This is a genomic window from Pedobacter ginsenosidimutans (assembly GCF_001442625.1).
GTDB lineage: Bacteria > Bacteroidota > Bacteroidia > Sphingobacteriales > Sphingobacteriaceae > Pedobacter > Pedobacter ginsenosidimutans.
In genome coordinates this window covers 83,605-109,938 of record NZ_LMZQ01000004.1, presented here as the reverse complement: position 1 = coordinate 109,938, position 26,334 = coordinate 83,605, and the positions used below count along the sequence as shown (strand labels likewise).

The window sequence follows — 26,334 nt, the reverse complement described above, 5'->3', positions numbered from 1 at the left end:
TTCCGGCTTTGGGTTTGCCTTAAACCTTCCACCTTTCTGCCCTTTACCTTATTTAACTGTCTTACGTCTGTTTTTAATGTAATCTTCAAAAATGTATTCGCCCAAGCCATTCAATGAGCTATAAAAAGCCCTGCCACCATTAATTTCGGTAAACTGGCGCACAAACTGTTGCAGGTAAGGGTCTTTGGCAATCATAAATGTGGTAATCGGGATCTTCAGGCGCTTACATTGGGCAGCCATGTTTAAGGTTTTATTAATTACCTTCCTGTCCAAACCCATACTGTTTTTATAGTATTTACCATTTTCTTTTAAGCAGGTTGGTTTTCCGTCGGTAATCATGAAAATCTGCTTATTATGCGTTTTCCTTCGACGGAGTAAATCAGCAGCCAATTCTAATCCCGCATAGGTATTGGTATGATAAGGACCAACCTGTAAATAAGGCAGGTCTTTCACGCTAATTGGCCAGGCATCATTTCCGAAAACCACAATGTCTAAAGTATCTTTAGGGTATTTCGTTTTAATCAGCTCGGCCAAAGCCATCGCAACTTTTTTTGCAGGAGTAATCCGGTCTTCGCCATATAGGATCATCGAGTGCGAAATATCGATCATCAATACTGTAGATGTTAAGGTTTTAAAATCCTTTTCCTCTACTTCCAGATCGCGATCAGTTAAGGTGAAATCGCCAATGCCATGGTTAATCTGCGCATTGTGAATAGAGGCCGTCATATCAATCTGATCCAAACTATCCCCAAAACTATATTCACGTCTGTCGGCATTTTTCTCTTCGCCAACACCTGATTGGTTACTGTTATGGTTTCCCCGCCCCGATTTTTTTAGTTTCCCGAAAATTTCATCAAGCGCCGATTTGCGGATCGTCTGTTCGGTTTTGGCCGTAATTTTAAATTCTCCGGATTGATTGTCTTCAGTAAGATAACCTTTGTCTTTCAGGTCGTCGATAAAATTACCAATACCATAATCGTTATTGGTTAGTTTATATTGCTTGTCGAGCTCGTTCAGCCAGCTTAAAGCCTCTGCTGCATCTCCAGCTGTATAATTCAGCAGTTCGCTAAATAATTTCAGCAACTCATCAAAGCCACCTTTTGGCGCATCGCCTGGCTTATAATCAGAAAAACGAAAACCTCTCATGTGCTTATATTAACGATTTATCGAAGATAAAAGTTTCGCTTTGCATTAATTTAAGCGGGGTGTCATATTTGGAGACAAGCAGGAAGGTAAAAGTCGAAAGACTAAAGCAGATTGAATTGCCAATTGAAAACTGTCAAACTGATATGGGCGTTCCCCAAGCTGCGCAAGGGTCGGGCTTTACAGGGCTGCGCTTCGCTCCGGTACCGATGAAGACCTGTGAAACAAGTAAGCATACCGTGATTAAATAAAAACAGATGCTTAATCGGCACTGAACCCTTACAATCCCTAACGCAAAACCCACCCTTTTAGAAATAAAATTCCGTGTCAATCTGTGTTTCCGTGGCTAAAAAATAAAGCTAACCCAACGCCATATGATAAATCTTTTTATTGTAATTCGGGTTTGCACCAGCTTGCGAGGCTACAAAAGCCCCAACTTTGCAGGCGTTATCTAATGTGGTTTCCATTGGGTAACCCTGTAGGTAACAGGCAATAAATGTAGCTAAAAAAGCATCACCGGCACCAACTGTATCGGCCACCTGCACCTTGTAGCCAGGATGTTTAAACAATTTGCCATCTTTTAAAACACAGGCACCTTTATCGCCAAGCGTGAGGCAGATGATTTCGATATTAAACTGACTGGAAAGTTGTTTTAAAAGTTGCTCATCTGTATTACCGCTTAAGCCAAAAGATTCTTTTACCCATAAAATTTCATCTTCATTTATTTTTAGGATATCCGCTTTCGCCAAAAGGGCTTCAATTAATTCTTTTGTATAAAAAGGAGCGCGAAGGTTTATATCGAATATTTTAGTCCTGGCATTTTCTAAAAGCGTAAGGATAGTTTTTTTGGATTCTTCCGCTCTGCAGGTTAAGCTGCAATATACTAAGGCATCGGCCTGTTTTACAGCGGCTATGTTTTTATCGGTGATTTTGATGTCATCCCATGCTACAGGTTGTTTAATCGTATACGTGGCCTGATGGTTTTCATCCAACTGCACCACAACCGTACTGGTTGGTAATTGGTCATTTATTTGAATCAAATCAGTTGCAAAATGATTGCTGGCTAGAAAATCGAATAGCTCTTTTCCATTTTCATCATCACCAATTGCGCTAATAAAACTGCTATCTATACTTTGTTTGTGTAAATTAAGCGCAACGTTCATGCTCGAGCCGCCAGCTTTTTTACCCTCTGGAAAAACATCCCAGAGTATTTCGCCAATTGTGATTACTTTATTTTGCATAGGAGATTTATAGATATGTAAATAAAGAATTTTTCCTCATGGAACAAAATAATTTGTTTCATATCTTTAATTTTTACCCCAACTCAAATAATCATGAAAAGAATACTTGTAATTACATTGTTTTTAGCTTCCTTTGGCGCTTTTGCTCAAAATGTGAAAGATAAACAGGCCATACTTAATTTACTCGAAAAGCAACGCGCAGATTGGAACAAAGGCGATGTTGAAGCTTTTATGCAGGGTTATGAAAAATCGGATAGTTTACTTTTTGTAGGTAAAAACGGACCAACTTATGGCTGGCAGAAAACATTGGATAATTATAAAAAGGGTTATCCGGATAAATCGGCAATGGGTTTTTTGGTGTTCGGAATTAAAAAGGTCGATTTTTTAAAGCCTGATTTGGCTTTTGTATTGGGCAGCTGGAATGTTAAACGCGAAAAGGATGAACTTAAAGGATATTTTACCTTGTTAATTAAAAAAATTAAGGGCGAATGGAAAGTAGTTGCTGATCATAGTTCATAAGCCGTAATTTGCATAAAACGTGAAAAATATATTTATAATAATTTTTTCTTTAATGCTATTCGCTTCTTGCAATTACGCTTCAAACCGTAAAGACCAACCCGTCGTTTACCAAAAAAATGGATTGAGCTTCCTGTTGCCCAATAAATATTGGAAGGTTAAAAAAGACAGAACGATTGAAGGAGCAAAAGGGACCCGTATAATCTCTATGGAGAATGATGAGCCCTTAAGCAAGGATGCTTATTTGATTTTGACGCAAATTAATGAAGACCTTAATCTAAACTCATTTCTTGAAAAGACCATTCGCTCTTGCAGAAGTAGTTATCAGCAAAGAAAGATAACTTTTGGATTGCTCGATACTGCTCGTAATATTAAAATTGGAAATAAAGAAGTGCTTAGGGTGGGTTTTCAAACCTCAATCATTGCGGATAGAAATATTGGGAATATCACTCTTTTTAAATTGAATGGTAAAACCTATTCTTTTATATTCAGTGGCGAAGCAATAGAAGCCAAGCATTATCAGAAATTGCTCGATTCGTTGATCAGCTCGTTTAAAGTAAATTAATGAGAGGTTATTAACAATAACGTTGAACAATTAATCTAAATTATTCTCATTTTTAACGAGATCAGCATTTTTAAAGCTGTGTAATAAATAAATTAATGGTGATAAAATCGCCCCTCTCATGCATGCCGATTGCAAATCGGGACGATTATTTACTCTCCCAACTTAAAATCCTTATAATAATAATCCTTATCAGCATCTGTTAACTGGCGGATTACCCTGCATGGGTTTCCTGCGGCAAAAACATTATCCGGAATATCCCTGGTTACAATACTACCTGATCCGATTACCACATTGGATCCGATTTTTACCCCTGGGTTAATCACCACGTTTCCACCGATCCAAACACTGTTGCCAATGGTCACTTCCTGCGCCCACTCATATTCCTGATCGCGTAAATGTGCATGGATAGGGTGGCCTGCAGTATAAATAGCCACATTTGGCGCAATGAAAACGCTATTGCCAATGCGTACCTTAGCACAATCTAAAATAACAAGGTTAAAATTTGCGTAAAAATTATCACCAATTTCGATGTTGTAGCCATAATCGCATCTAAATGGAGGTTCTACATAAAACATCCGTTCTGTTTTTCCGAATAACCTTTTTAATAACTCTTTTCGTTGTTTGATAAATTTTGGCGCGAGGTTATTAAACTCGAAAACAATTTCACGCGCTTTTAATCTTTCTTTTGATAGTTCTTCGCCGCCAGCCTGATAAGCTTTGCCGGCCAGCATTTTTTCTTTTTCGCTAAGGGTATTGTTTTCCATCTTTAGTATCTGATTTTTTGATTCTCGGTGTTTAAGCGCAATTATAACAAAAAACGGGGCTATCGTAAACGATGCCCCGTTGTATTTTACTTTTTCAATACTTTTCTATGGTCTGCCTTTAGCTAAAGCTCTTTCAGCAATTTTAACTGCTTTTTTCTCTCTCCAGTGGGCGTATTTTTCTTTGAAAGTCATTTTGATTAAACTGTCTATAGCGCCGTGGGTAAATAAACTCCAAACACTAGCTACTTTGCGCGTAATTGATTGATCCCAGGCTCTTAAGCTTAAAGAAAACGACCCATCCAGGTATTTCATCCAGTGCCACATTCCGGTTGGCATAAATAAAGTATCACCATGCTCTAAGAAAACTTCATAACCTTCTACACCATTTAGTGCCGGGAATTTTTCGAAATCGGGGTTGGCTACATCATAATCTTCCAAAGCATAAGTTGCATTTGGCAGGCAATACAATCTGTCTTTCCATTTGTTGTCGAAAAGAACGATGTGCTTTCTACCTCCAAAGTGCGTATGAAAAATATGCGGTAAATCGATATCATAATGTAAAAAGGTCACCGAGTTAGAACCTCCAAAAAACATAGCAGGCATACTTTCGATGAAACCACCCATTAAATCTTTAGGGATTTTTACATCATTGATTAAGCTAGGTACTTTTTTAAAGAGGTTAAAAAAGAAAATACGCAGTTCAGTTGGCTCGCGTTTGATCAGGTCAAGGTAATCGCCAAATTTCATATGCGCCGTAGCTGCATTGATTGGTTTAGATGGATCTGCTTTAGAGTTGTCGTAAAGTGGAACTTCAAGCTCGCCACCAATTTCCTTTAAATATTCAGTCGTCCATTTTTCTCTGGCAGGCCAGTCTTTAGTTAGGCCCCTGATTACTAACGGACGTTTAGTTTTCAGATAATTTTTCTTAAAATCTTCGGGAGTGATGCTCTCAACGATATCAACAGGTTTTAAAATGAAACTCATGCGCTTAAAATCGGTTATTTGTGCCGAACAACAAATGTGTAAATTTTATTTTACAAAATTGATGTTAACAGGTAAATGTGACTAAAATCACGTAATCTAAATTAGCAAATACTTAACAATTTAGTAATTACGCCTCAACTTTATTTTTAACAATTTCGGCATAGGCAGCGTCCCACAGGTCGATCCTTTTTTGTAGTGCCTGTTTTGTGGTTTCCTCTGCCTCAGCCCAAAAGGCTTCATCTTTTTCACAAAGTTTCTCTGTCATGGAGAGTGCTAAATGGCTATGGTGATCGCCATCTACTTCGATATGGCGCGCTAAGTAATATTTAAAGATAGAAACTTTATCTGCCTGCGTACTGTTCAGGTCATTTACCATGCTAAAAAACATGTTTGGAATTAAATCCTCGCGGCCAAAAGTAAAACTTGCTGCTTGTAAATGTGTTTTTCCACTGTTGATGGTTTCGAAAGTCGCATTTACAAAATCCCTTGCCGTTGCAGGAACATCCGCTTTCGCGAAAGCTTCGTTAAAACTTTTTCCGTTTTTTAGTTCCTGTAAAAAGATATTGATGGGTTTGGTATTGGCACCGCATTGATCCATGGCATCTAAATATAACTCAAAGTGGCTTTTAATCGTTCCATTGGCATCTACATCCGATTCTTCACCTGCTACAATTTCATTGATCAGTTGTCGGGTAACAGGGTCGCCTACCGGGAACCATGGCAAAGTAGTACAGGTTAAATTAATTTGTAGGGCTTTAAGCAACGACATAAAATCCCAAACGGCGAAAATGTGGTGTTCCATAAAAACCCGGAGATCTTCTATTTCACTAATGGCCGAATAAACTTTATGGTTAATGATTTCCTGCCTAAGGGGCTCTATTCTTTCCTGGATTTTTATAATGTTGGGATGCATTTGTTTAATGAATGAATATTTGAATGAGTGAATGTTTTTGAGGGGAGATAATTCTCTCACTCCATCATTCAATAATTCTATGATTATTTATTTTGGTAAATTCTTCTCTAGCGCTCTACTTGCTCTTTTAACTGCAAGTTCTTCTTTCCATTGCATGTATTTTTCGCGGTAGTTTGCTTTCATAAAGTCGTCAAATTTACGCTGTAAAGTTAAGTTATACAAGCTTTTTGCTTTTACCGCCCAGCTTTTGTCCCATGCCCTTAAACTAATTGAGAAAGAACCATCCAGATATTTCATCCAGTGCCAGTATCCGGTTGGCATAAATAAGGTGTCGCCATGTTCTAAAAAGGCTTCAACGCCCTGAACGCCCTTTAGAGCCGGGAATTTATCAAAATCGGGATTCTCCACATCATAATCTTCTAAGGCATAAGTAGCATACGGGATTTGATACAAACGTTCTTTCCATTTGTAATCGAATAAGATCACATGCTTACGGCCATTAAAGTGTGTATGGAAAATGTGTGCTAAATCAATGTCATAGTGTAAAAATGTTACTGATCCCTTACCGCCAAAGAACATATTTGGATAACTATCTAAAAAACCGCCCATTAAATCTTTCGGTGCGATATAATCTTCGAGTAGTTTTGGTGCAAATTTTATCGGATCGAACAAAAAGATACGCAGATCAGTCGGTGTTTCTTTAATCAGGTCTATATAATCGCCAAATTTCATTTCGGCGGCAGAGGCATTTATAGGTTTAGAAGGATCGGCTTTAGAACTGTCGTAAAGTGGAACAGTTTTATCACCAACAACTTCTTTCATATATTCCATTGTCCATTTTTGGTAAGCCGGCCATTTTTTGGCCATATTTTTTATTACCAAAGGTTTACGCGGTTTAAGGTAGTTCAGCTCGAAATCTGATTTAGATATGTCTTCAACTACATCTATCGGAGATAAATTGAATTTCATGTTAAAAAACTATTAATACAGCAAAATTAAATAGTTAAAAAACACTAAACATTACAAATACAAAAACTTTAAAAAAAACTGACAATTCATCAAAAAAAGTCAGAAGTTATGATGCTTGACAACGAAAAACGCACTTACTTATGAGCAAGTGCGTTAATGTTAAAATCACTTAGGGCGTGATTTGTGGTTTTAATAAGGATATCTTTTAAATGTTATTTGGGCATTAAAACAGTATCAATTACATGGATTACTCCATTTTTTTGATAAACATCTGCAATGGTTACAGTGCTCATTCCGCCTTTTTCATCTTTTAGCACTAATTTTTTACCTTCCATCCAGGCCCAAAGTTTACCCCCTTGTACTGTTGTAAGTTCTGCTTTACCACCACCAGCTTTTATTGCTTTTGCAATTGCTTTGCTATCCATTTTACCGGCAACAACATGGTAGGTTAAAATAGTAGTAAGGGTTGCTTTGTTTTCTGGTTTAACCAAATTATCAACAGTTCCTGCAGGAAGTTTATCAAATGCAGCGTTAGTCGGTGCAAAAACAGTGAAAGGGCCAGCACTTTTTAAAGTTTCAACCAAGCCCGCAGCTTTAACTGCCGCTACCAGTGTAGTGTGGTCTTTTGAATTTACAGCATTGTCTACAATATCCTTAGTCGAATACATAGCTGCTCCACCAACCATTGGATTTTTTTGAGCGTAAACTTGAGTAGTGAATGCCATGGTAATTACGGCAAATGCGGTTAAGATTAAATTTTTCATTATTTCTAATTTTTAAGTTTCTGTTATTTGATTCCATTTACGATGGCTTACAGATACTTGGTTTTTAGAAATAAAAAATAATTTTTAATGTATTGATTGTTAGTGTTTTAATTTTTGTTTTTTTCGATTTGTAAAGGTGCTGTGGTAGTTCTTCGGGTGGGCTAGTCCCGTTTTTCGCTAAATCTTTTGGCTGTGCTTCGACTCCGCTCAGCATGGCGCCAAAAGGATATCGCTTCAACCGGGTTTAGATCAATTGGGTTCGTCCCTAAGTCGTATCCTTTATTAACTTCGCTGGTCACGCTTAACACCAACCTCAAAACGCAGTGCTAGTTCACCTTGGCTGTTCTTACTTTTTTAGAAAAAATCTTCGGAAAAAATCGTTTCAATAATACTGCTCTCGTTTCTTTTCCACCAACATAAGCCTCTTCTTTTTTGTTGCTAACAGCCACTACAATTTGTTTGGCACATTCGGCCGGAGTCATAGCATTTTCATGCGCATCGCCCATCTTATTGAGTGGGTTACCATCTCCTGTAAGTGCATTGTAGGTTACATTTGTTTTGATAAAGCCTGGGCAGATGATGGTAATATCGATGTTTTTATCGTAAACTTCCGATCGGAGTGAATCGAAATAACCATGTAGTGCATGTTTTGACGCCGCATAAGTAGAGCGGAATTTCGTGCCGAATTTCCCGACAAGGCTACTAATTACAACTATTTGTCCACCACCGTTGGCAATCATCAAAGGCAAAACCGCTTTGCTCAGTACAACTGTTCCCCAGAAATTGGTGTCCATAATCTGTTGTTCTGTTTGCAGGTTGGTTTCAAGGGCTAAACTCCGCTGACTTATGCCGCCGCTATTGATCAGTAAATCTATTTTTCCAAAAATACGGATGACATCGGCAGCTTTGTTTTCGAGTGTAGCCGTTTCGCTTAAATCGAATGGTAAAACATGTACATTAAAAGAGTTTTGGCAGTTTCCTTTTACACGGAATAGCTCATCGCGATTTCTTCCCGAGATGATCAGTTTATTGCCAGCTTTAAAATATTCATATACCAAGGCCTCTCCAATACCTGATGATGCACCTGTAATCCATACAATTTTTGACATAATATATAATTATTGAATTAAAGAATGATTGAATGAAAGAATAGTTGGTTTCTGCAGTAAAATAAATTCAATCATTCAAAATTCATTCCTTCAGTCATTCTCAATAATAAACAATTCCGAAGCAATATGATCGGCAAATAATTTTCCATTTTGACTTAAACGAATCCTATCTCCGTTAACCACTAACCAATCTTTATCCTCAAAATTTTTAAGATTGTGTTTTGTTTCTATTAAAAAGTCTTTCCCGAAATCGGTATTTATTTTTTGTAAATCAGTTCCCCACATCGTTCTTAACGAAGTCATGATGTACTCGTTAAATCTGTCGTTTAAACTCAGTTCTTCAACAATTTCAGGAAGTTTGTTATGGCCTAATGTTTCCATATACAGGGCGTTATTGGCGGGGTTCATATAGCGGTTCTGGCCATTAAAGCCATGTGCTGATGGACCTATGCCAATGTAATCTATGCCTTTCCAATAATTTGTGTTATGTACGGCATAGTGGTTAGGTTTTGCAAAATTCGAAATTTCATAGTGTTCAAACCCGGCATCTATCAATTTCTCCATCAAAATTACAAACTGAGCAGCACTTTGATTATCGTTTACAGGAGTTTGTTTTTTGTTTTTAATGGCATGGGCTAAAGCCGTCCGTGGTTCTACCGTTAGCGCGTAGGCTGAAATATGTGGAACCTCGAGCTCAATTGCTTTTTGGATATTACTTAGCCATTTTTGATCGGTAAGCAAAGGATAGCCATAAATTAAATCGAGAGTTAGATTCTCAAAACCGGCATCCTGACTTCTTCTGATACAATCCTCAGCCTCTCTTGCTTGGTGTGCTCGATTCATCCAGATCAGGTCTTCATCATAAAAAGATTGAATACCTACACTAAAGCGGTTAACGGGCAATTGTTTCAGCTCCTTTAATTTCTGCGCCGTTAAATCATCGGGATTGGTTTCGATGGTAATTTCAGCATTTGCATCAACCGAAAAAGTGCGGTTAATGGTGTCAAAAATCTTTTGTAAAGCTGCCTGCGACAAAATAGAGGGTGTTCCGCCGCCAAAATAGATGCTTCCAACTTGTCCGCTAATCCGGTCTTTTTTCATTTTGATCTCTTTGCAGATTGCATCAATCATTTCATCAGCATATTTTAAGGAAGTGCTGAAGTGAAAATCGCAATAGTGACAGGCCTTTTTACAGAAAGGGATATGAATATAGATACCGGACATTGCTGCAAAGATAGCGAAGTTAATTTTTCTTTATTGTTATAAATAATAAGCAATTAGTTTATATAACGATTAATGGAAATCGGGTAAGTAAAGTAATAGCTTTACTTATTTCTTGATTTTGTAAAGTAATAGCTTTACTTTTGTGTTGATAAAGTAAAGTAATAGCTTTACTATAAATGCTATGGGAAAGAAATCATTAATGTTGCAACAACTAAATGGCAAGCTTTTAAGTTTTGCCATTTTAAGCAGGATTGCAATTCCGCCAAGTGGTTGGATTAAAGCCATTCGTAACACACTCGGTATGTCTATGCAGCAATTGGCCAATAAATTATCAGTAAGTAAACAAGCGGTTTTAGATATCGAAAAAAGAGAGGCAGACGGTTCGATAACTATAAAATCTCTAAGGGAATTAGGTAGAGTTTTAGATATGGAGCTGGTTTATGGCTTTGTGCCTAAAGATGGATCATTGGAAGCTATGATTGAAAAAAAAGCCAATGAACTGGCTACGAAAATTGTACTTCGAACTTCAAACACAATGAAATTAGAAGATCAGGGTAATTCAAAAGAAAGGATCAAAAAAGCAATAATTGAAAGAACGGAAGAAATTAAAAATGAAATGCCTAAAATTTTATGGGATTAGATTTAATTTATATTGATGGACAAACCCCTTTGGATGAGGATGAAAAAGAGGATTTGCTTATTTCTACCATTGCTACAAGAGAGGAACTTGATGAGTTTGAGCAACAAAATATTGAGGAAGCCGTAAAATGGTCCATCGGAAAAAAAATTAAATCTGATAAACTGTTTACTGAATCCTTTATTAAAAATGTACATAAACGTATGTATAAAGATGTTTGGCTTTGGGCGGGGGCTTTTCGCAAAACAAACAAAAATATTGGGGTAGATAGATGGCAGATTGCTATTGAATTAAAGAATTTGCTGGAGGATGCGGGGTTTTGGATTGAAAACAGTACCTATTCTCCTGATGAAATTGCTATACGTTTTAAACATCGTATAGTAAGTATTCATTGTTTTTCTAATGGGAACGGAAGGCATAGCCGCTTAATGGCTGATATGATTATTGAAATGATATTTGATAGACCAGTATTTACGTGGGGTGCAGGAAATCTTTCAAAAGAAAGTGAGAACAGAAAACAATATCTAAATGCACTGAAATTGGCAGATTCAGGTAATTATGAAGCGCTTCTTCGGTTTGCCAGATCGTAGCATGTAGAGGGCGCGAGGTAACTTATCCTAAATCCATTTATTTTCTTTAGGTAAACCATGATTATTCGACTACTTTTGCATCCTTAAGTTTTGATTTACAGCATGCCGAAATTTATTTTCTTTTTGTTCGCGTTTATATGGTCTGCTAATTTTGTAGCAGCACAAGAAATTCCTGCTCAAACAGATAGCATAGCTGTAAATCAATATCAATATCGAAGATACCGGCCCGATTCGGCAACCCTTGCCAGACAGAAATTTTCGACCGATTCGCTTGTTCACCATACCTGGGTGCTGCCCGATAGTTTAATTAATAAGGGAGCTTTGCTCGATACCATCGAAAAGGAATATCTTTTTCCTAAACTCGATTTACTGGCCTGGCAAAAGAAATATCAGCACTTAAAGAAAAAGGCAAATCCCTATCAGCTAGGGACAAAAATCCCAAAAGGCAATGTTGGTTTGCTTGGATTTATTTTTGGTATGCTTATCATCTTTGCCGTTCTAAAAAATGCTTTTTCGAAACAATTGTCGGCAATCGTTCAATCGTTTTTCAGCAACAGGATTTTGAATAATATTAACAAGGAAGATAACCTGTTTAGTTCCTGGCCTTTTTTGTTACTTTTTGTGCAGTTTGGATTTGTTTTTGGGATGTTCTTTTTTCTGGTAGCGCAGTGGAATGACATGTATCAGGCTAAAGATGGGTTTAAGTTCTTTTTTAGTATATCGATTACTATAATTGTTTTTTATGCCCTCAAGCTGGTTCTTTTGCGCTTTTTGGGTTATCTGTTCAATGTGCAGAAGCCGGTGGGCGAATACATCTCAATTTTGTACCTCAGCTACTTTAATGCATCGCTATTGTTTATTCCTTTAGTTGTTGCTTTTGCCCTATCGCCACTTAAATACGGCGGGGTGTATATCGTGTTGGCATTCTTACTGTTAGGCATTATTTTTGCTTTTCAGCTATTGCGGGCAGGTATAACGATACTTTCTAATAATAAGTTTTCTAGAATGCATTTATTTTTGTACTTTTGCGCCCTCGAAATATGTCCTATCCTTATACTAATTAAAACGATAGGACTGTAGCAGGAAAAAGGAAAATGCAAGAAAAGAACGACTCTAGAATCCGCAAAGTAAAAAGTATTTTGGTTACTTTACCAAAACCTGAAACAGAAAAATCTCCTTACTACGATTTGGCCAAAAAACACAACTTAAAAGTTGATTTTAGGTCCTTTATTCACGTTGAAGGTGTGCCCGCAAGAGACTTTAGAAAGGATAAGATTAACCTGGCCGATTTTACGGCGGTAATTTTTACCAGCCGTAATGCAGCAGATCATTTTTTTAGAATCTGCGAAGAAATGCGTTATGAAGTGCCGGCAGAACTGAAATATTTTTGTCTGTCTGAGACTATTGCGTTGTATCTGCAGAAGTATATTCAGTATAGGAAGCGTAAAATCTTTTTCGGTAAACAAACTGCCGCAGATTTAGCAGAAGTGCTAAAAAAACACGCAAACGAGAAGTTTTTATATCCTTGCTCTGATATGGCTACCGAAGACACGATGAAGTTCCTGGAAAAAAGTGGATATAATTTTACCCCTGCAGTTTTGTTTAGAACAGTAGTGAGCGATCTATCTGATTTAGCTGAAGTATTCTACGATGTTATTGCGTTTTTTAGTCCGTCAAGTATCCAGTCGTTGTTTAAAAATTTCCCCAATTTTAAACAGAATAATACCCGGATTGCTGCTTTTGGAACTAACACGAGTAAAGCTTGTACCGATATGGACCTGATAGTGGATATTGCTGCGCCAACCCCAGGCGTTCCATCTATGACGATGGCTATCGAAAATTACATCAAAATATCTAATAAATAATACGATAAATAATTTATTTTAAGTCAACATAATAAATGCGTAACTTTACTCTTAGTAAGAGAGTTACGCATATTGTTGAACAAAATATAAGGCTGTTAGAGAAATGTTAATATAACTTTAATTGCCTTTGAGTGATGATTTAACGTAAAATATTTGCTTTTGTTGATAATTTCAGTGATTTTTGATAAAATTGCTCCTAATCGTGCTGTGCACACTATAAAAAATATGAAGAAAATCTACCTTCTAGCTATTGTAGGTATAACTGTAATGCTAGCAAGCTGTGGTCATGGCGGCCAAGGTGAGCTGGTTGGTGCTTATAACCGAAAATTCAAAAACGATAGAATCCCGCTAGGAATGGTTTATGTGCCGCCAGGGCATACTCCACTGGGAGGATCGGATGAAGATATTACTTTCTCTCAGAACGGGCCAAGTAAAATGGTTACGATTAGCGCGTTCTTTATGGACCAGACCGAGATTTCCAATGCAGAATACCGCCAGTTTACCAACTGGGTACGCGATTCGATTGCAATTGTGATGATGGGCAACCCTCAACAATTTATGGTTACTCCTAAAGGAAATGCCGCAAATGCTGTTGGTGGTGAGAAATACATCGATTGGAGGAAAGTTGGACCAAACGGTGCCAACATTTGGCGCAATAAAGGTAAGGGTGCAGCTGCCGCTCAAGTGAGCCAGTTAGATGGCATGTATTACTCAGGTTTGGATGCACTTCCTGGAAAAAAAGAACTGGATGTTCGTAAATTCGAATATTCTTATGCAGAATTAAATATGGAGAAAGCTGCTCTAGGGCATAAAGATCCAAACAGCAAACGCCAGGATTATATCGATCGCTATACCGTTGCTATTTATCCTGATACCATGGTATGGAAAACAGATTATTCTTATTCACAGAACGATCCTATGGTACGTGGTTACTACAACCACCCTTCTTACGATGATTATCCTGTAGTTGGTGTAAGCTGGGAGCAGGCAAAAGCATTCTCTCATTGGAGAACGAGGTTATATGATGGCGTTGCAACAGCAAGAAAATTGCCCGTAGGATCCAGATCAGATTATAGATTACCAGCCGAAACTGAATTTGAATATGCAGCAAGAGGTGGTAATACCAAAACCAAATACCCTTGGGGAGGTCCTTACATTAGGAATACAAAAGGATGTTTACAGGCTAACTTTAAACCAGGCCGTGGCGATTATTCAAGCGATGGTGGTATTTATACCGTAGGTGTTAGATCGTATTTTCCTAATGATTATGGTTTGTACAACATGGCAGGTAATGTTTCTGAATGGACATTAACCGCTTACAATAAAGGTGCAAGCCCATTATTGCATGATTTGAACCCGAATTTTACTTACGATGCTGGTGCAACCGACAGCAAATACAAAAAGCGTAAAGTGGTAAAAGGTGGTTCGTGGAAAGATACAGGCTATTTTCTACAAAATGCCGTAGCTACATATGAATATCAGGATACACAAAGATCATACATTGGTTTCAGATGCGTTTCATCTTATCCTGGTACCGACTTAAGACATTAAACCAAACAAACTAAAAACTAAAGAAAAACATCAAAATTTTATGGCAGCAAAGAAACAACCAGGCTGGTTACACGTAGCGATTTCATGGGGAGCAAGTATTGTAATTATTGGAGCGTTATTTAAAATTACGCATCTTGGTGGATCATGGGCGAATTTAATTATAGGCGCTGGTTTGGGCGTTGAGGCTTTATTATTCTTCTTAACAGGTTTCTTCCCGCCAGAACCAGAACCAGCATGGGAAAGAGTTTATCCTGAATTAAAACCGGATTTTAAAGGAGAATTACCAACAGCCTCGGCAAGACCAGTTGCAGCAACGGCATCGAACACAGCAGCTTTGGATAAAATGTTATCAGATGCTAAAATTGGTCCTGAATTGATTGAAAGTTTAGGCTCTGGTTTGCGTACTTTTGGTGATAAAGTAGCAACAATTTCTAATGTTGCAGATGCATCTACCGCAACAAACGAGTTTACGGGCAAAATTAAAACAGCATCAGCAGGTTTCGATAATTTAAGTGCATCTTTTGATAAAGCCACGGCTAATTTGAAAGCAATGGGCGAGAGCACCGTAGATTCTCAGGCTTACCATGATCAGGTTAACAATTTGGCTAAAAATTTATCAGCTTTAAATGCGGTATATGAATTAGAATTACAAGATTCTAGCGCGCATCTAAAATCGATGAATAAATTCTATTCAAACTTATCGTTAACCATGCAGAACTTTAACGAATCGATGGAAGATTCGAAACAGTTTAAAGAAGAGGTGAATAAGTTGGCTAAAAACCTATCATCGCTTAATGCAATTTATGGCAATATGTTATCGGCTATGAACAGCCCACGTGTATAATTTGTTTAGTTTTTAATTTTAAAAGGAAAAGCTACATCAAACATGGCAGGCGGAAAAGAAACAACAAGGCAGCGGATGATCAATATCATGTATTTGGTATTGTTGGCGATGCTCGCCTTAAACGTATCAGATACCATTTTAGATGCATTCAAAAATATCAACGATAGTTTGGATACTTCTAAAAACAATGTAAATACAAGTATTAATCAGTTGTTTTCTGCCTTCGAAAATTCGAAGTTGAAAGAAGAGCCAGCCCGTGCACAGCCAATTTACGATAAGGCAAAACAGGCACAAAAGGCAGCTGATGACTTAAATAATTATATTGAAAGCATTAAAAAAGAGTTTACCCAGGCAGGTGATGGAATCGATCCGGAAACTGACGATTTGGTAAATAGATCAAATCAGGATATTGCACAGAATATCATGATCAATCAAAAGAAAGCAGATGAGTTGAAAAAGAGAATTAACGCCACACGCGAAAAATTAATCTCTTTGCTAGACCCGGCTGATAGAGCAAATGTTTCATTCTCTCTTGAAGCTAAAGATCCTGCAAGAAAAAGAAAAGGAAACTGGCAGGAAACTTACTTTGGTGAAGGAACGCCATTAACTGCTGCAATGACGATTTTAACCAAACTGCAAACAGACACCAAAAATGCTGAAGCAGAAGTAGTTAAAAAATTGTTCGGAAATATGGATAAAGCACAGGTTAATTTGGATCAGTTTGCAGCAGTTGCAGTAGCACCTACTTCTTATGTAATCCAAGGTCAGCCATATACTGCTGAAGTATTTTTAACAGCCAGCGATTCGAGATCAACTCCTGATATTACCGTTAATGGAAGTAAATTATCTGTTAAAGATGGTAAAGGAACTTATAGTGGTGGTACAGGTAGTGTTGGCCAGTTTACATGGGTTGGTACGATTCGTGTTCGCCAAACCGATGGTCAGGTAAAAGAATACAAAACCCAGCCACAAACTTATCAGGTAGCGAAACCATCAGCATCTGTTTCTTCAACCAAACTGAATGTAATTTATGCAGGTATTGCTAATCCATTTACAGTTTCGGCAGCAGGTTTCCCACTAGAAAGCGTTCGTGCTTCTATTTCAGGAGGTTCAATGTCTGGTGGTAACGGAAACTATAATGTTAATGTCCCGGGAAGCATGGTTGGTCAGGAAGTATCCATTAATGTATCGGCAAATAATGCTGGTAAAACGGTTAGCTTAGGCTCACAAAAATTCAGGGTTAAAGCTATCCCTGCTCCGGTAGCTAAGGTTGGTGGCCGCGCCGGAGGTGATGTAGCTTCAGTACAGCTAAAAAGTGAAACTGAAATTGAAGCAGATCTGGATGATTTTCCTTTCGATGTTAAGTTTAAAATACAACGTTATAAGTTAACAATTATAAAACCGCGTTCTGATGCCGTTACCATTCCTGGTAATGGTGGAAGTTTTGCAGGTGCGGTTAAAGGTGCAATAAACTCAATTACGCCTGGTACAAGGGTATTTTTTGAAGATATTGTTTCTGTAGGGCCAGATGGTCGTCAAAGAATTTTGCCTTCATTAGCGTTTAGCGTAAAATAAAAAGAAGATGAAAAGGATTTTAAGTATTGCTATTTTAGTTTTGTTAACCTCGTTTGCTTTTGCACAAAAAAAACCAACCAAGTTAGCACCAAAGAAAGCTGCACCAGTAGTTGCCGCTCCTCCAGTGGTAGATACAGTGAAAGCTCCTGTTAAAACAGCTAAAAAGAAACTTAAGGTACCACCTAAAGATGGTTTCTATGCCCGTAAGGACATTGATAGTACTGAAATGGTTCCTTTGGCAGATGTAAGAGAAGAGGATGTTTTTTATGCAAAACGGATCTGGAGAGAAATTGACTTGCGTGATACGGTTAACTCAGCCTTAAAATCACCTAAATCTCGATTAATTGATGTATTGATTGCCGCAATTAAGAAAGATGAATTAACAGCGTATTCACCAATTGATAGCGCGTTGAACGAAGATGATGCTTTCCTTAATCCAATGTCGGCAGATTCTGCTTCCAAATCGGCTTTAGGAACAGCAGAGGTTTCGAACAATAAAACCGGAACGGTTACCACTGTAGTTAATGATTTTAACCCGGAGTTATTCCTGAAATTCAGAATTAAAGAAGACTGGATTTTCGATACCAAGCGTTCTGTTTTCGAACCGCGTATTGTAGGCATTGCTCCATTAAAATACAATGAGGTTTCTAAACAATGGCAACCGGTATTTTGGGTGTACTATCCAGAGGCTAGGGAGATATTAACGAAGAAACGTTTGATTAATACCAATAACGATGCTTCGGCATTGAGTTTCGATGATTTCTTTATCCGTCGCTTATTCAGCAGCTATATTGTTAAAGAGTCGAATCCTGGCGACAATAAGATCAGAGATATTATTACCGATCCTAGAGAAAGGTTGTACGAATCAGAAAGGATTAAAAAATCTGTTCTTGATTACGAACAAGGTCTTTGGGAATACTAAATATTAACAAAAAGCTCCGATGAAAATCGGAGCTTTTTTTATATCCTCATTTCCGTAGTGTTCCAAAGGAACTCCTTTGGAGGAGAAATCTTAATCATTCTTCAAAGAAAACAGGATTAAAGAGCTATTCCTGATTAAAATAGGCCTGAAGGGTAATCATCTGCTTTTTATTCAGCACTTCTGCCAGTTCTTTTTCGGTAGCCTCTTTAATTTTTTTAACTGATTTAAAATGCGTCAGTAGTTTATCTGCGGTAGTTTTGCCGATACCTTCAATCTGCTCCAGTTCTGTTTTAAGTGTTCCTTGATCGCGTTTCTTGCGGTGGAAGGTAATTCCAAAGCGGTGGGCTTCATCACGTAGCTGTTGGATCACTTTTAAGGTTTCCGATTTTTTATCCAGATACAAAGGATAGGAATCGCCAGGATAGAACAGCTCTTCCAAACGTTTGGCAATACCAATTACGGTAACTTTGTTCTCTATGCCCAATAACTTTAAACTCTTCAGGGCGGACGAAAGCTGCCCTTTGCCGCCATCAATGATGATGAGCTGAGGCAAAGTCTGGTTTTCATCCAACATTCTCCTGTAGCGGCGGAAAACGGCTTCTTCCATGGTCGCAAAATCGTTAGGGCCCTCTACCGTTTTCACATTAAAATGGCGGTAGTCTTTTTTCGATGGTTTTGCATCTTTAAAAACAACGATCGCTGAAACCGGATATTTCCCCTGAAAGTTGGAGTTATCAAAGCATTCTATATGTTTTGGAAGCTGAGTTAAACGCAGATCTTTCTGCATGGTCGTTAAAATACGATCAGTGCGTAAATCAGGATTTAATTTTTCGTATTGATTAAGTTTCTCTTTTTTAAAGAACAAAACATTCTTTTGCGAAAGCTCCAGGAGTTTTTTCTTCTCGCCGAGCTTAGGTACAGTAAATTTTAAACTTTCATCTTCTAACGACGGCTCAAAAGGAACAATAATCTCTTTGGAAGTGCTGCTGAATTTCGTTCTGAACTCCAACATGGCGAGGGTTAGAATCTCATCGTCACTCTCATCCAATTGCTTTTTAACCTCGATGGTCTGCGTCTGGATAATCGTTCCGTTCATCACTTTCAGGTAATTCACAAATGCATAGCGTTCATCCGATGCAATACTCACAACATCCACATTAGTAATGGCGCTATTTACCACGGTAGATTTACTCTGGTATTTCTCCAGTACTTCTAGTCTCCTTGCATATTGATGCGCCAGCTCGAAGTTCAGGTTTTCTGATGCCGATTTAATGATCCCTTTAACATCCCGGATTACATTTCCGATTTTGCCATTCAGGATCTCTTTAATCTCACCTATATTTTTATCGTAGTCCGTTTCGGTTTGGTAATTCTGACAAGGACCTTTACAGTTACCAATTTGATATTCCAGGCAAACTTTAAATTTCCCTTCAGCTATATTTTTCTCCGTTAGTGGTAAACTGCAGGTACGAAGGGGATAGGTTTCTTTAATCAGATCCAAAATGGTATGCATCATGCCTATCGAACCATAAGGACCAAAATAGGTAGAACCATCTTTAATCACTTTCCTTGTCCAGTAAATCCGTGGATAGTTTTCATTTTTAACAATAATCCAGGGATACGTTTTGTCGTCCTTTAGGTTGATGTTAAATTTTGGCTGATGCTTTTTAATTAAGCTATTTTCGAGTAACCAGGCATCAATCTCCGTATCAACAATGGTAAATGTAATTTTACGGATTTTGGAAACGAGTACCCTTGTTTTACCATTAAATTGATTCCTGTCGCTATTGAAATAAGAACCTACACGGTTGCGCAGGTCTTTCGCCTTTCCAATATACATGAGCTTTCCATCAGCATCCCAATATTGGTAAACACCAGGTTTATGCGGAATTGCGGTTAATGCTGCTTTATGGTCGAAACTGCTCATGAGGGATTAATGGAGCAAAATTAAGGTGATTTTAATAGAGTGTAATATTAGGCATAAAATCGAAGTCTTTTTTGTTGTAAGTAAACAATTCTATTTCGTTAACAATCGCGGTTGCTCCAATAATTGCATCTGGAATTTGAAGATGATGACTTAACTTAAAACCTTCAATAAGTTCTATAGATTTCTGCGATATATGGCTATCAAAATGAATAATGTCGTAATACTTAATCTTTTTCTTCATCTGTACCAGCTCAGCTTTATTTCCCATGCCCTGCAATAGCTCCATTGTTGTAATTGATGAAAGCACAATATTTGCAAAGCCTATTTCTTCCAAAGCTTCGATGGTAGTTGTATTACCATTAAATGCATGTATTAGAATATTAGTATCGCACAAAACCATAACTGTTACTTACGATCCCAGGCTTTAGTTCTTATGTCTTCTATATTTTTTGGGGCATCTTTCCAAATGCCAAAAAGATCTTTTGGATTGATTGTTTTGTCTCCTTTCAAGATATTAGGCTTAACCTCATTCTTAGGAGAAATAATTTTAATACTCTCTAATTTCATGGTCTGAAATAAAGAAAGGAGTTTTTTCATCTCATCAAAATCTGCTATTTCCAGTGTAACTCTCATATATTTCAATTTTCTATTACAAATTTAATGTTTATCTCCTAAAATTTAGGTGAAAACTTTTGGTTGTAAATAGTGTCTAAAAACCAAGTTTCTCATCCAATTCTGTTGCACCCTCTTCCTGTTGCTGGTATTGGTTGCAATCGTAGGTAATAGAAACACCAGATTTTGGTGCCTCAAAATCAGCATGACTAATTTTTAATGCTGGATTGGCATATACCCTCTTTATAAATCCTGCAAAAATCGGTAGCGCGGTATTGGCACCTTCACCCTGGTTGGTGCTGATAAAGTGGAATGCCCTATCCTCGCAACCAGTCCATATACCTGTTACCAATTGAGGGGTAATGGCCATAAACCAACCATCTGAGTTATTTTGGGTAGTACCTGTTTTAGCTCCGATAGGTGCGTTTACTTTGTATTTATAATTCAGCCTCGATCCGGTTCCGTTAGTTACTACACCTTTTAACATCCTAGTCATTACATAAGCAACTTCTTCGCTCATTATCGGTTTTGGTATTTCCTTTTGAGAAAACAATACTACACCATTTTTATCTTCTATCCTTAATAGATAAATCGGCTTGGTATAGGTTCCTTTGTTTGCAAAAGCGCCATAAGCGCCTACCATATTGTAGACAGATGAATCGAATGTACCTAAACAGATGGAAGGAAATGCAGGAACATTAGGGATCCCCATTTTGGTTGCCAATGTTGATACGGCCACAGGACCAACCTGTTTCATTAAATAAGCGGTAACATAATTTTGAGAGTAAGCCAGGGCTTTTTGTAAAGTTATGCTGCCCGGTAGAGGTTTACCCGAATTTCTTGGCGTCCATGGCTCTCCATAGCCATCTATCGTTACTGGTACATTTGGCACAGTGTAACAAGGAGAATAACCATTTTCAATCGCTACAGCATAAGTAAAAGGTTTTGCGGTTGAGCCTACTTGCCTGGTTCCCATTTTAACCTGATCGTATTTAAAATGCTCGTAATTGATTCCGCCAACCCATGCTTTTACATGGCCATTTGTGGGGTCCATGGTCATCATAGCATTACGCAGCAACATTTTGTAATAACGTACAGAGTCGATCGGTTTCATCACCGTATCAATATTACCTTTCCAGGTAAAGATGGTCATTTCTGTTTTGGTGTTGAAATCATCTTTAATTTCATCGTCCGATTTACCTTCCAGTTTTAACGATTTATAACGGTCTGATCTTTTAATCCCCTGTTCAATCTGTAAAGCTTTATCCTTAAAAGGGTTTCTGCCTTTCCAGCTGGCGATAAACTGCGCCTGTAATACTTTCATGTATTCTTTTTGCGCTTCTTCGGCATATACCTGCATATCATAATTCAATGTGGTATAAATTTTCAAACCATCGCGGTCTAAATCGTAAGGTGTGCCATCGGGTTTGGTAATCGACTGCTCCTGAAAAATATTTTTGATATCATTTTTCAATACCGAACGGAAATATGGTGCAATGCCATCGTTAACGGTTGCTGCATTAAAATGCAGGTTTAAGGGTTTCTCTTTTTGCTCATCAAATTCCTGTTGGGTTAAGAGCTCTGATTTAACCATCATGGCCATTACGGTATTTCTACGGTCTCTTGAGCGCTCAGGATGGCGAGTTGGCGAGTACATGGTTATCCCTTTTTGCATCCCTACAAGCGTTGCAGCCTCTGTTAAGGTAAGTTTATCAGGGGTAGTATTAAAATAAACCCTTGCCGCCGATTTTATGCCATAAGCCTGGTTACCAAAATCGACCGTATTTAAATACATGGTAATAATTTCTTCTTTGGTATAGTTACGCTCTAGTTTAACAGCTACAATCCACTCTTTAAACTTGGTTAACACCAGGGAGAAAAAATTCAGGTTCGATTCTCTTGGAAAAAGATTTTTAGCCAATTGCTGTGTAATGGTACTTGCTCCTTGTTTTTTGCCGATTAAATTATATCCGATAATGGTGAAGGTACGTTTGAAATCTATGCCCGAGTGTTCTTTAAAGCGGGTATCTTCTGTGGCTATTAGCCCATTAATTACGTTTTCCGAAATATCTTTATAAGTAACATTCGATCTGTTCTGAACAAAATAAGTGCCTAAAGGGCGACCATCCTCTGCAATAATTTCTGAAGCCTGATTACTTTTTGGATGTTCAATATCCCTGAAAGAGGGCAGTGCACCAAAAAGGCCCAACCCGATCATCGAAATGAAAATGGCAAACAGGGCTATTCCCCCGATCAGTATTTTCCAGATGACTAAACTATATCTTTTTGTTTCTTGTGCAGAAAGGGACTTATTCATTTTGTGTTGTTATTTTCCAATCATCTCCAGAATAGAAGATTTGGATGCAAATTTATTAATTTTTTATAGAATAGGTTTTTCTCTACCAGCTTAAACCATATTACTTATTTGTAATTGTCTTTTAAAAACTCCAGATACTCGTTAATGCGCGATCGGTCTGTTAGCTTTTCGAAGTTTTCTTTGCTGATGATAAAACCCTTATATAGATTGGCTGGAACTTTCATAATGTTCTTTAACTGCCCTGTAATGCTTGATTCGTAAATTTTGGCATCTTCAAGATCTATAAAACTAGTAATGTAAATCAGTTGGTCGTTATCTAACTCCACCAATTTATGTACCAAATCATTATCGGGGTAATTGCCACGGTTAAACTGGCCTATTCCGAAACGCGATGAACTTAAGGTTAAGGTTGCGTCGGCAACGTCGATCACATAATAGTACTCTTCTGATTTAGCTGCACTAAAAATGCTGGCCGGTTTAGTCGGATCTGCTGGTTTAACCTCAACAGGTTTAGATACAGTGGTAGGATCTGCTGTTTTTACAGCGGTATTATCAGTTACTAAAGGTTTTGTTGGAACGGCAATTGGCGTAGCCTGGCTTACAAAACGTGGCGCATTAGCATCAAAATCGATAAGTGCTAGTGGTCGTTGTTTAAACTCTTCCAAATTTGCGTCAATATATTTTAAATGATCGCGGACCAATGGTGTAATAATTTTATCGTTTGGATAAAGTGTGGTAATCAGATTGAATTCGGTAAGCAGGGCATCAACCTTTGCTGTACGGCCAACAGCAATTGCTTTTAAGTAGGCATACTGTGGTGCTAAATCATTATTGGGAAAAGCAGTAATGTTATCGTCAGCCTGTTTTACCACATTTGCATAATCTTTTTTCGCGTAGGCATCAAAGGCCACATTGTAATTGTTGATGGCTATGTTTTCCATCTCTGTTTGTTTGGCCGAGTATGATGGATCTAAGATGTTCTTTGCAAAATTAGATTCGGGAAACTTTGTAAGCACTAATTGTTTGTACTGATCTGATTTTACTTCATCAACACCCTTGTAATTTAGATATAAACTGTAATAAATGGCAACTAAATGGTTATTATCCGGATACCTTTTAATCAGTTCCAGGTAAATCTTATTTGCTTCTGCTTTGTCGTTTAGCTCTTGTTGGTAGAAGCTGGCGATTTCGAAATAAGCATCAATGATTTTTTGATCGGAGGTAGCCAATAGAGCCGGAGTGGTTGGCAAACCATCTAAAAACTGTTTTTCTAATGTGGTTTGGTCTACCGCCGTTTGATTCGTTTCTCCATTTGCAGGCGTGATTCCGGTGGCTACATTTCCACCTGCCAAAACCTGATTGGTTTCCTGGGCCGATGAACGGATGCTTTGTCGCCAGTTATCTTCCAGCTGCCTGTTGCCCCAACGTTTTTTGAAATCGCCAAAACCATTGCTTATTGCAGCATTGTTATTAAAGTAAAAGGTGTTCCCCGCAGTATTATTCGAGGCATTTAACGATCGATTAGGGAAATCAGGATCATTTAAATATTGATTGCTGATTACCCCTTCGGTATTGCTCACTTCAACTTTAGGTGTTAAATAGGCTTTAACCTTAGCCTCGCGCTCGCCTGCAGGAAGTTTGGCAATAGCTTGAGCAGTGTCTTCTTTAGCAATAATGGCATACCTATCAGTTAAATATTTCAGGTTATCGGCTTTTTTAACAATGTTGTCGTAGTCAGGAAAGTTTTTAGGTAAAATCATCACCGTACTATCGTAATACAGTTTTGCTTTAATGTAGTTGTTAAACTCTTTAAAGTTTAAGTCGGCAATTCTTAAATAGGACAACGCCTTTTGAGTTTGGTTCCTGGTGCTTTTTGCAACTGATTTGTGGTAATTTTCTTCAGCTTTTGCAAAGTTTCCTTCGGAGGAGAAAAGTTCTCCAACCTGATAGTAAATCTGATCGGTATAATCGAAGTTTTTATCGTCTTTAAGTAATGCTAAAAGCTGTTCTTCTTTATTTAGCTTAACGCCGCTTAATAATGCTTTTAATTTAATCCGGTTTAAATTGGCGTGAAAATACATTTCAAATGGAGCGTTGCTTTTTTCAACCTTGGTAAAATTGGCATAAGCATCCTGAAGATTTTTCTCTTTTTCTTGCAATTGAGCAAGGATAAAGCGCCAGCGGATACGTAACTGTTTTTCGGACGGAAGGGCAATTGCCGATTCTAAAAAAAGAATAGCTTCTTTATTGCGTTTTTGATAAATACGCATTTGAGCGGCAGTGGCTAAAGGTTCAGCCAGATCTTTCTTCAGCTCGTCAGAAGCACGCAACATGGTATCAATAATTTTATCGGCCAGTACCATATTGTTCAGTTGCATTTGGCTACGTGCTTTCCAGTTCATGGCCATAATGAATGTTTTTAAATCGTTATTATAGGTTTTTGCCGTATAATCGAAATATTCTGATGCGATAAAATAATTGCCTTTTAAATAATTTGCTTTACCCAAAAGCATATAGGCATCATCAATATAATTACTAAAACTTTTATCGTTTATAACAGTTTGTCCTTTGGTAATAACGTCGTCGAGCTGTTTATTGGCTACCCCTGGTGTAAGCACCAGATTTACCTGTGGTTCAGGATCGAGGTAAACAGGCAGTGTTTTTTCATAATTATCGGCATAACTTTGTAATAAGCTCTCATTGTACTCAGTTAGTAAAACATTGGAATTGTAGATATAGTTATACCTTGCCGTTAAGTTTTGAAACCTGCGATCTACTGCTGTATCTTTATTTGCGACACAGCCATAAATAAGGAGGACACTTATAAGGATGAAGAAGGGATTTAAGTTTTTGTTAGCGTAATTTTTCAAGTATGATAAATCTCTTAGGTGGATATACAATAAACAATATATGTAGAAAAATATTCTATTTGGCAACAAATTTTAATTATTCAAAGTTAATTTAATTATTGCATTAAAAAATGGAAAATCCGAAAGAAGAAGATACAAAGAAAAAGGTAAATGCGGCCGCCAAATATTCTGCTATTGGCTTCCAGATGATTGCAACCATTGGTCTGCTTACTTTTATTGGTTACAAGATTGATGAGCACAGAAACAGCAAAACTAATTTAATTACTGCTGCTTTTGCTTTGGCGGGGGTAGGGATTGCATTATACCAGGCCATTAGGCAGGCTACTAAGTCGTAAGTTTTCAGTTGGCAGTTTTCAGTAGGCAATTCTCGGTTTTCAATCGACAGTTTGCTATCAGCAGTTAATATAAAACAATTTAAATTAGAAGTTTTGT

25 protein-coding genes are annotated in these 26,334 nt (G+C 37.7%); 11 read left to right on the top strand and 14 right to left on the bottom strand.

Translation table 11 applies throughout. The features are described 5' to 3' along the window. Nucleotides 1–48: 48 nt before the first annotated feature. Nucleotides 49–1,146 (bottom strand): vWA domain-containing protein, encoded by a 1,098-nt coding sequence (locus tag ASU31_RS07580; RefSeq protein WP_029274175.1) that lies wholly within the window; start codon nucleotides 1,144–1,146, stop codon nucleotides 49–51. Nucleotides 1,147–1,502: 356 nt separating this feature from the next. Continuing rightward, nucleotides 1,503–2,384: a carbohydrate kinase family protein gene (locus tag ASU31_RS07570; RefSeq protein WP_057931766.1), complete on the bottom strand. Its 882-nt coding sequence runs from the start codon at nucleotides 2,382–2,384 to the stop codon at nucleotides 1,503–1,505. 93 nt (nucleotides 2,385–2,477) lie between these two features. Here ASU31_RS07570 and ASU31_RS07565 point away from each other — a divergent pair, with 93 nt between their 5' ends. Both ASU31_RS07565 and ASU31_RS07560 read left to right on the top strand, forming a co-directional pair. After that, on the top strand, nucleotides 2,478–2,903 hold the full coding sequence (locus tag ASU31_RS07565) for a YybH family protein (RefSeq protein ID WP_057931765.1): 426 nt from the start codon (nucleotides 2,478–2,480) through the stop codon (nucleotides 2,901–2,903). 19 nt (nucleotides 2,904–2,922) lie between these two features. Then, nucleotides 2,923–3,465, top strand: coding sequence for a hypothetical protein (locus tag ASU31_RS07560; protein ID WP_157257946.1), 543 nt, complete (start codon nucleotides 2,923–2,925; stop codon nucleotides 3,463–3,465). 149 nt (nucleotides 3,466–3,614) lie between these two features. Here the strand turns inward: ASU31_RS07560 and ASU31_RS07555 are convergent, their stop codons facing one another. The 7 genes from ASU31_RS07555 to hemW all read right to left on the bottom strand — a co-directional run bounded on the left by ASU31_RS07555 (nucleotide 3,615) and on the right by hemW (nucleotide 10,192). Further along, nucleotides 3,615–4,229, bottom strand: coding sequence for a sugar O-acetyltransferase (locus tag ASU31_RS07555; protein ID WP_057931763.1), 615 nt, complete (start codon nucleotides 4,227–4,229; stop codon nucleotides 3,615–3,617). Nucleotides 4,230–4,334: 105 nt separating this feature from the next. Next, the gene (locus tag ASU31_RS07550) at nucleotides 4,335–5,213 is read right to left on the bottom strand and encodes a cupin-like domain-containing protein (RefSeq protein WP_029274179.1); all 879 of its coding nucleotides are present in this window, start codon (nucleotides 5,211–5,213) and stop codon (nucleotides 4,335–4,337) included. Nucleotides 5,214–5,340: 127 nt separating this feature from the next. Then, complete coding sequence (locus ASU31_RS07545) at nucleotides 5,341–6,126, bottom strand: DUF3050 domain-containing protein (protein ID WP_057931762.1); 786 nt, start codon at nucleotides 6,124–6,126, stop codon at nucleotides 5,341–5,343. Between the two features lie 87 nt (nucleotides 6,127–6,213). Beyond that, on the bottom strand, nucleotides 6,214–7,095 hold the full coding sequence (locus ASU31_RS07540) for a cupin-like domain-containing protein (protein WP_057931761.1): 882 nt from the start codon (nucleotides 7,093–7,095) through the stop codon (nucleotides 6,214–6,216). Nucleotides 7,096–7,307: 212 nt separating this feature from the next. After that, a complete protein-coding gene (locus ASU31_RS07535) occupies nucleotides 7,308–7,859 on the bottom strand; it encodes a fasciclin domain-containing protein (protein ID WP_057931760.1) in 552 nt (183 codons plus the stop codon). A 326-nt stretch (nucleotides 7,860–8,185) separates the two neighbouring features. Then, nucleotides 8,186–8,968, bottom strand: a complete 783-nt coding sequence (locus ASU31_RS07530) for an SDR family oxidoreductase (RefSeq protein WP_057931759.1) — start codon at nucleotides 8,966–8,968, stop codon at nucleotides 8,186–8,188. A 90-nt stretch (nucleotides 8,969–9,058) separates the two neighbouring features. Next, complete coding sequence (gene hemW, locus ASU31_RS07525; RefSeq protein ID WP_057931758.1) at nucleotides 9,059–10,192, bottom strand: radical SAM family heme chaperone HemW; 1,134 nt, start codon at nucleotides 10,190–10,192, stop codon at nucleotides 9,059–9,061. A 181-nt stretch (nucleotides 10,193–10,373) separates the two neighbouring features. Between hemW and ASU31_RS07520 the strand changes: the two genes are divergently transcribed. The 8 genes from ASU31_RS07520 (at nucleotide 10,374) to porN (ending at nucleotide 18,176) form a co-directional block, all read left to right on the top strand. Next, nucleotides 10,374–10,832 carry a mobile mystery protein A gene (locus ASU31_RS07520; protein WP_029274183.1) on the top strand — a complete coding sequence of 153 codons (459 nt, stop codon included), beginning with the start codon at nucleotides 10,374–10,376 and terminating at the stop codon, nucleotides 10,830–10,832. Next, complete coding sequence (locus ASU31_RS07515; RefSeq protein WP_057931757.1) at nucleotides 10,823–11,419, top strand: mobile mystery protein B; 597 nt, start codon at nucleotides 10,823–10,825, stop codon at nucleotides 11,417–11,419. The genes ASU31_RS07520 and ASU31_RS07515 overlap by 10 nt, the downstream gene beginning before the upstream one ends. A 102-nt stretch (nucleotides 11,420–11,521) precedes the next feature. Then, nucleotides 11,522–12,499: a DUF4271 domain-containing protein gene (locus ASU31_RS07510; RefSeq protein WP_057931756.1), complete on the top strand. Its 978-nt coding sequence runs from the start codon at nucleotides 11,522–11,524 to the stop codon at nucleotides 12,497–12,499. A gap of 14 nt (nucleotides 12,500–12,513) precedes the next feature. Next, the gene (locus tag ASU31_RS07505) at nucleotides 12,514–13,284 is read left to right on the top strand and encodes a uroporphyrinogen-III synthase (RefSeq protein WP_057931755.1); all 771 of its coding nucleotides are present in this window, start codon (nucleotides 12,514–12,516) and stop codon (nucleotides 13,282–13,284) included. Nucleotides 13,285–13,509: 225 nt separating this feature from the next. Continuing rightward, complete coding sequence (porK, locus tag ASU31_RS07500) at nucleotides 13,510–14,835, top strand: T9SS ring complex lipoprotein PorK/GldK (protein WP_057931913.1); 1,326 nt, start codon at nucleotides 13,510–13,512, stop codon at nucleotides 14,833–14,835. A gap of 40 nt (nucleotides 14,836–14,875) precedes the next feature. Next, nucleotides 14,876–15,679, top strand: a complete 804-nt coding sequence (gene porL, locus ASU31_RS07495; RefSeq protein WP_057931754.1) for a type IX secretion system motor protein PorL/GldL — start codon at nucleotides 14,876–14,878, stop codon at nucleotides 15,677–15,679. A 42-nt stretch (nucleotides 15,680–15,721) separates the two neighbouring features. Beyond that, nucleotides 15,722–17,254: a type IX secretion system motor protein PorM/GldM gene (porM, locus tag ASU31_RS07490; protein ID WP_057931753.1), complete on the top strand. Its 1,533-nt coding sequence runs from the start codon at nucleotides 15,722–15,724 to the stop codon at nucleotides 17,252–17,254. 7 nt (nucleotides 17,255–17,261) lie between these two features. Continuing rightward, nucleotides 17,262–18,176, top strand: a complete 915-nt coding sequence (gene porN / locus ASU31_RS07485; protein ID WP_057931752.1) for a type IX secretion system ring subunit PorN/GldN — start codon at nucleotides 17,262–17,264, stop codon at nucleotides 18,174–18,176. Nucleotides 18,177–18,300: 124 nt separating this feature from the next. Here porN and uvrC read toward each other — a convergent pair whose 3' ends face one another. From uvrC to porW, 5 genes are all read right to left on the bottom strand, one after another. After that, complete coding sequence (gene uvrC / locus ASU31_RS07480) at nucleotides 18,301–20,103, bottom strand: excinuclease ABC subunit UvrC (protein WP_057931751.1); 1,803 nt, start codon at nucleotides 20,101–20,103, stop codon at nucleotides 18,301–18,303. A gap of 31 nt (nucleotides 20,104–20,134) precedes the next feature. Further along, nucleotides 20,135–20,497 carry a type II toxin-antitoxin system VapC family toxin gene (locus ASU31_RS07475; protein ID WP_209434970.1) on the bottom strand — a complete coding sequence of 121 codons (363 nt, stop codon included), beginning with the start codon at nucleotides 20,495–20,497 and terminating at the stop codon, nucleotides 20,135–20,137. A gap of 11 nt (nucleotides 20,498–20,508) precedes the next feature. Beyond that, entirely contained in the window at nucleotides 20,509–20,736 is a 228-nt protein-coding gene (locus tag ASU31_RS07470; RefSeq protein ID WP_057931749.1) for a hypothetical protein, read from the bottom strand. 76 nt (nucleotides 20,737–20,812) lie between these two features. Next, complete coding sequence (locus ASU31_RS07465; RefSeq protein WP_057931748.1) at nucleotides 20,813–23,032, bottom strand: transglycosylase domain-containing protein; 2,220 nt, start codon at nucleotides 23,030–23,032, stop codon at nucleotides 20,813–20,815. 104 nt (nucleotides 23,033–23,136) lie between these two features. After that, complete coding sequence (gene porW, locus ASU31_RS07460) at nucleotides 23,137–25,902, bottom strand: type IX secretion system periplasmic lipoprotein PorW/SprE (RefSeq protein ID WP_057931747.1); 2,766 nt, start codon at nucleotides 25,900–25,902, stop codon at nucleotides 23,137–23,139. Nucleotides 25,903–26,012: 110 nt separating this feature from the next. Here porW and ASU31_RS07455 point away from each other — a divergent pair, with 110 nt between their 5' ends. Beyond that, on the top strand, nucleotides 26,013–26,237 hold the full coding sequence (locus tag ASU31_RS07455; RefSeq protein WP_057931746.1) for an AtpZ/AtpI family protein: 225 nt from the start codon (nucleotides 26,013–26,015) through the stop codon (nucleotides 26,235–26,237). Nucleotides 26,238–26,334 lie beyond the last annotated feature (97 nt).

What these genes read in the sequence shown, in the direction of transcription:
- ASU31_RS07580 (WP_029274175.1), bottom strand. Translation starts at nt 1,146, where the DNA reads ATGAGAGGTTTTCGTTTTTCTGATTATAAGCCAGGCGATGCGCCAAAA.
- ASU31_RS07570 (WP_057931766.1), bottom strand. Translation starts at nt 2,384, where the DNA reads ATGCAAAATAAAGTAATCACAATTGGCGAAATACTCTGGGATGTTTTT.
- ASU31_RS07565 (WP_057931765.1), top strand. Translation starts at nt 2,478, where the DNA reads ATGAAAAGAATACTTGTAATTACATTGTTTTTAGCTTCCTTTGGCGCT.
- ASU31_RS07555 (WP_057931763.1), bottom strand. Translation starts at nt 4,229, where the DNA reads ATGGAAAACAATACCCTTAGCGAAAAAGAAAAAATGCTGGCCGGCAAA.
- ASU31_RS07550 (WP_029274179.1), bottom strand. Translation starts at nt 5,213, where the DNA reads ATGAGTTTCATTTTAAAACCTGTTGATATCGTTGAGAGCATCACTCCC.
- ASU31_RS07545 (WP_057931762.1), bottom strand. Translation starts at nt 6,126, where the DNA reads ATGCATCCCAACATTATAAAAATCCAGGAAAGAATAGAGCCCCTTAGG.
- ASU31_RS07540 (WP_057931761.1), bottom strand. Translation starts at nt 7,095, where the DNA reads ATGAAATTCAATTTATCTCCGATAGATGTAGTTGAAGACATATCTAAA.
- ASU31_RS07535 (WP_057931760.1), bottom strand. Translation starts at nt 7,859, where the DNA reads ATGAAAAATTTAATCTTAACCGCATTTGCCGTAATTACCATGGCATTC.
- ASU31_RS07530 (WP_057931759.1), bottom strand. Translation starts at nt 8,968, where the DNA reads ATGTCAAAAATTGTATGGATTACAGGTGCATCATCAGGTATTGGAGAG.
- hemW (WP_057931758.1), bottom strand. Translation starts at nt 10,192, where the DNA reads ATGTCCGGTATCTATATTCATATCCCTTTCTGTAAAAAGGCCTGTCAC.
- ASU31_RS07520 (WP_029274183.1), top strand. Translation starts at nt 10,374, where the DNA reads ATGGGAAAGAAATCATTAATGTTGCAACAACTAAATGGCAAGCTTTTA.
- ASU31_RS07515 (WP_057931757.1), top strand. Translation starts at nt 10,823, where the DNA reads ATGGGATTAGATTTAATTTATATTGATGGACAAACCCCTTTGGATGAG.
- ASU31_RS07510 (WP_057931756.1), top strand. Translation starts at nt 11,522, where the DNA reads ATGCCGAAATTTATTTTCTTTTTGTTCGCGTTTATATGGTCTGCTAAT.
- ASU31_RS07505 (WP_057931755.1), top strand. Translation starts at nt 12,514, where the DNA reads ATGCAAGAAAAGAACGACTCTAGAATCCGCAAAGTAAAAAGTATTTTG.
- porK (WP_057931913.1), top strand. Translation starts at nt 13,510, where the DNA reads ATGAAGAAAATCTACCTTCTAGCTATTGTAGGTATAACTGTAATGCTA.
- porL (WP_057931754.1), top strand. Translation starts at nt 14,876, where the DNA reads ATGGCAGCAAAGAAACAACCAGGCTGGTTACACGTAGCGATTTCATGG.
- porM (WP_057931753.1), top strand. Translation starts at nt 15,722, where the DNA reads ATGGCAGGCGGAAAAGAAACAACAAGGCAGCGGATGATCAATATCATG.
- porN (WP_057931752.1), top strand. Translation starts at nt 17,262, where the DNA reads ATGAAAAGGATTTTAAGTATTGCTATTTTAGTTTTGTTAACCTCGTTT.
- uvrC (WP_057931751.1), bottom strand. Translation starts at nt 20,103, where the DNA reads ATGAGCAGTTTCGACCATAAAGCAGCATTAACCGCAATTCCGCATAAA.
- ASU31_RS07470 (WP_057931749.1), bottom strand. Translation starts at nt 20,736, where the DNA reads ATGAGAGTTACACTGGAAATAGCAGATTTTGATGAGATGAAAAAACTC.
- ASU31_RS07465 (WP_057931748.1), bottom strand. Translation starts at nt 23,032, where the DNA reads ATGAATAAGTCCCTTTCTGCACAAGAAACAAAAAGATATAGTTTAGTC.
- ASU31_RS07455 (WP_057931746.1), top strand. Translation starts at nt 26,013, where the DNA reads ATGGAAAATCCGAAAGAAGAAGATACAAAGAAAAAGGTAAATGCGGCC.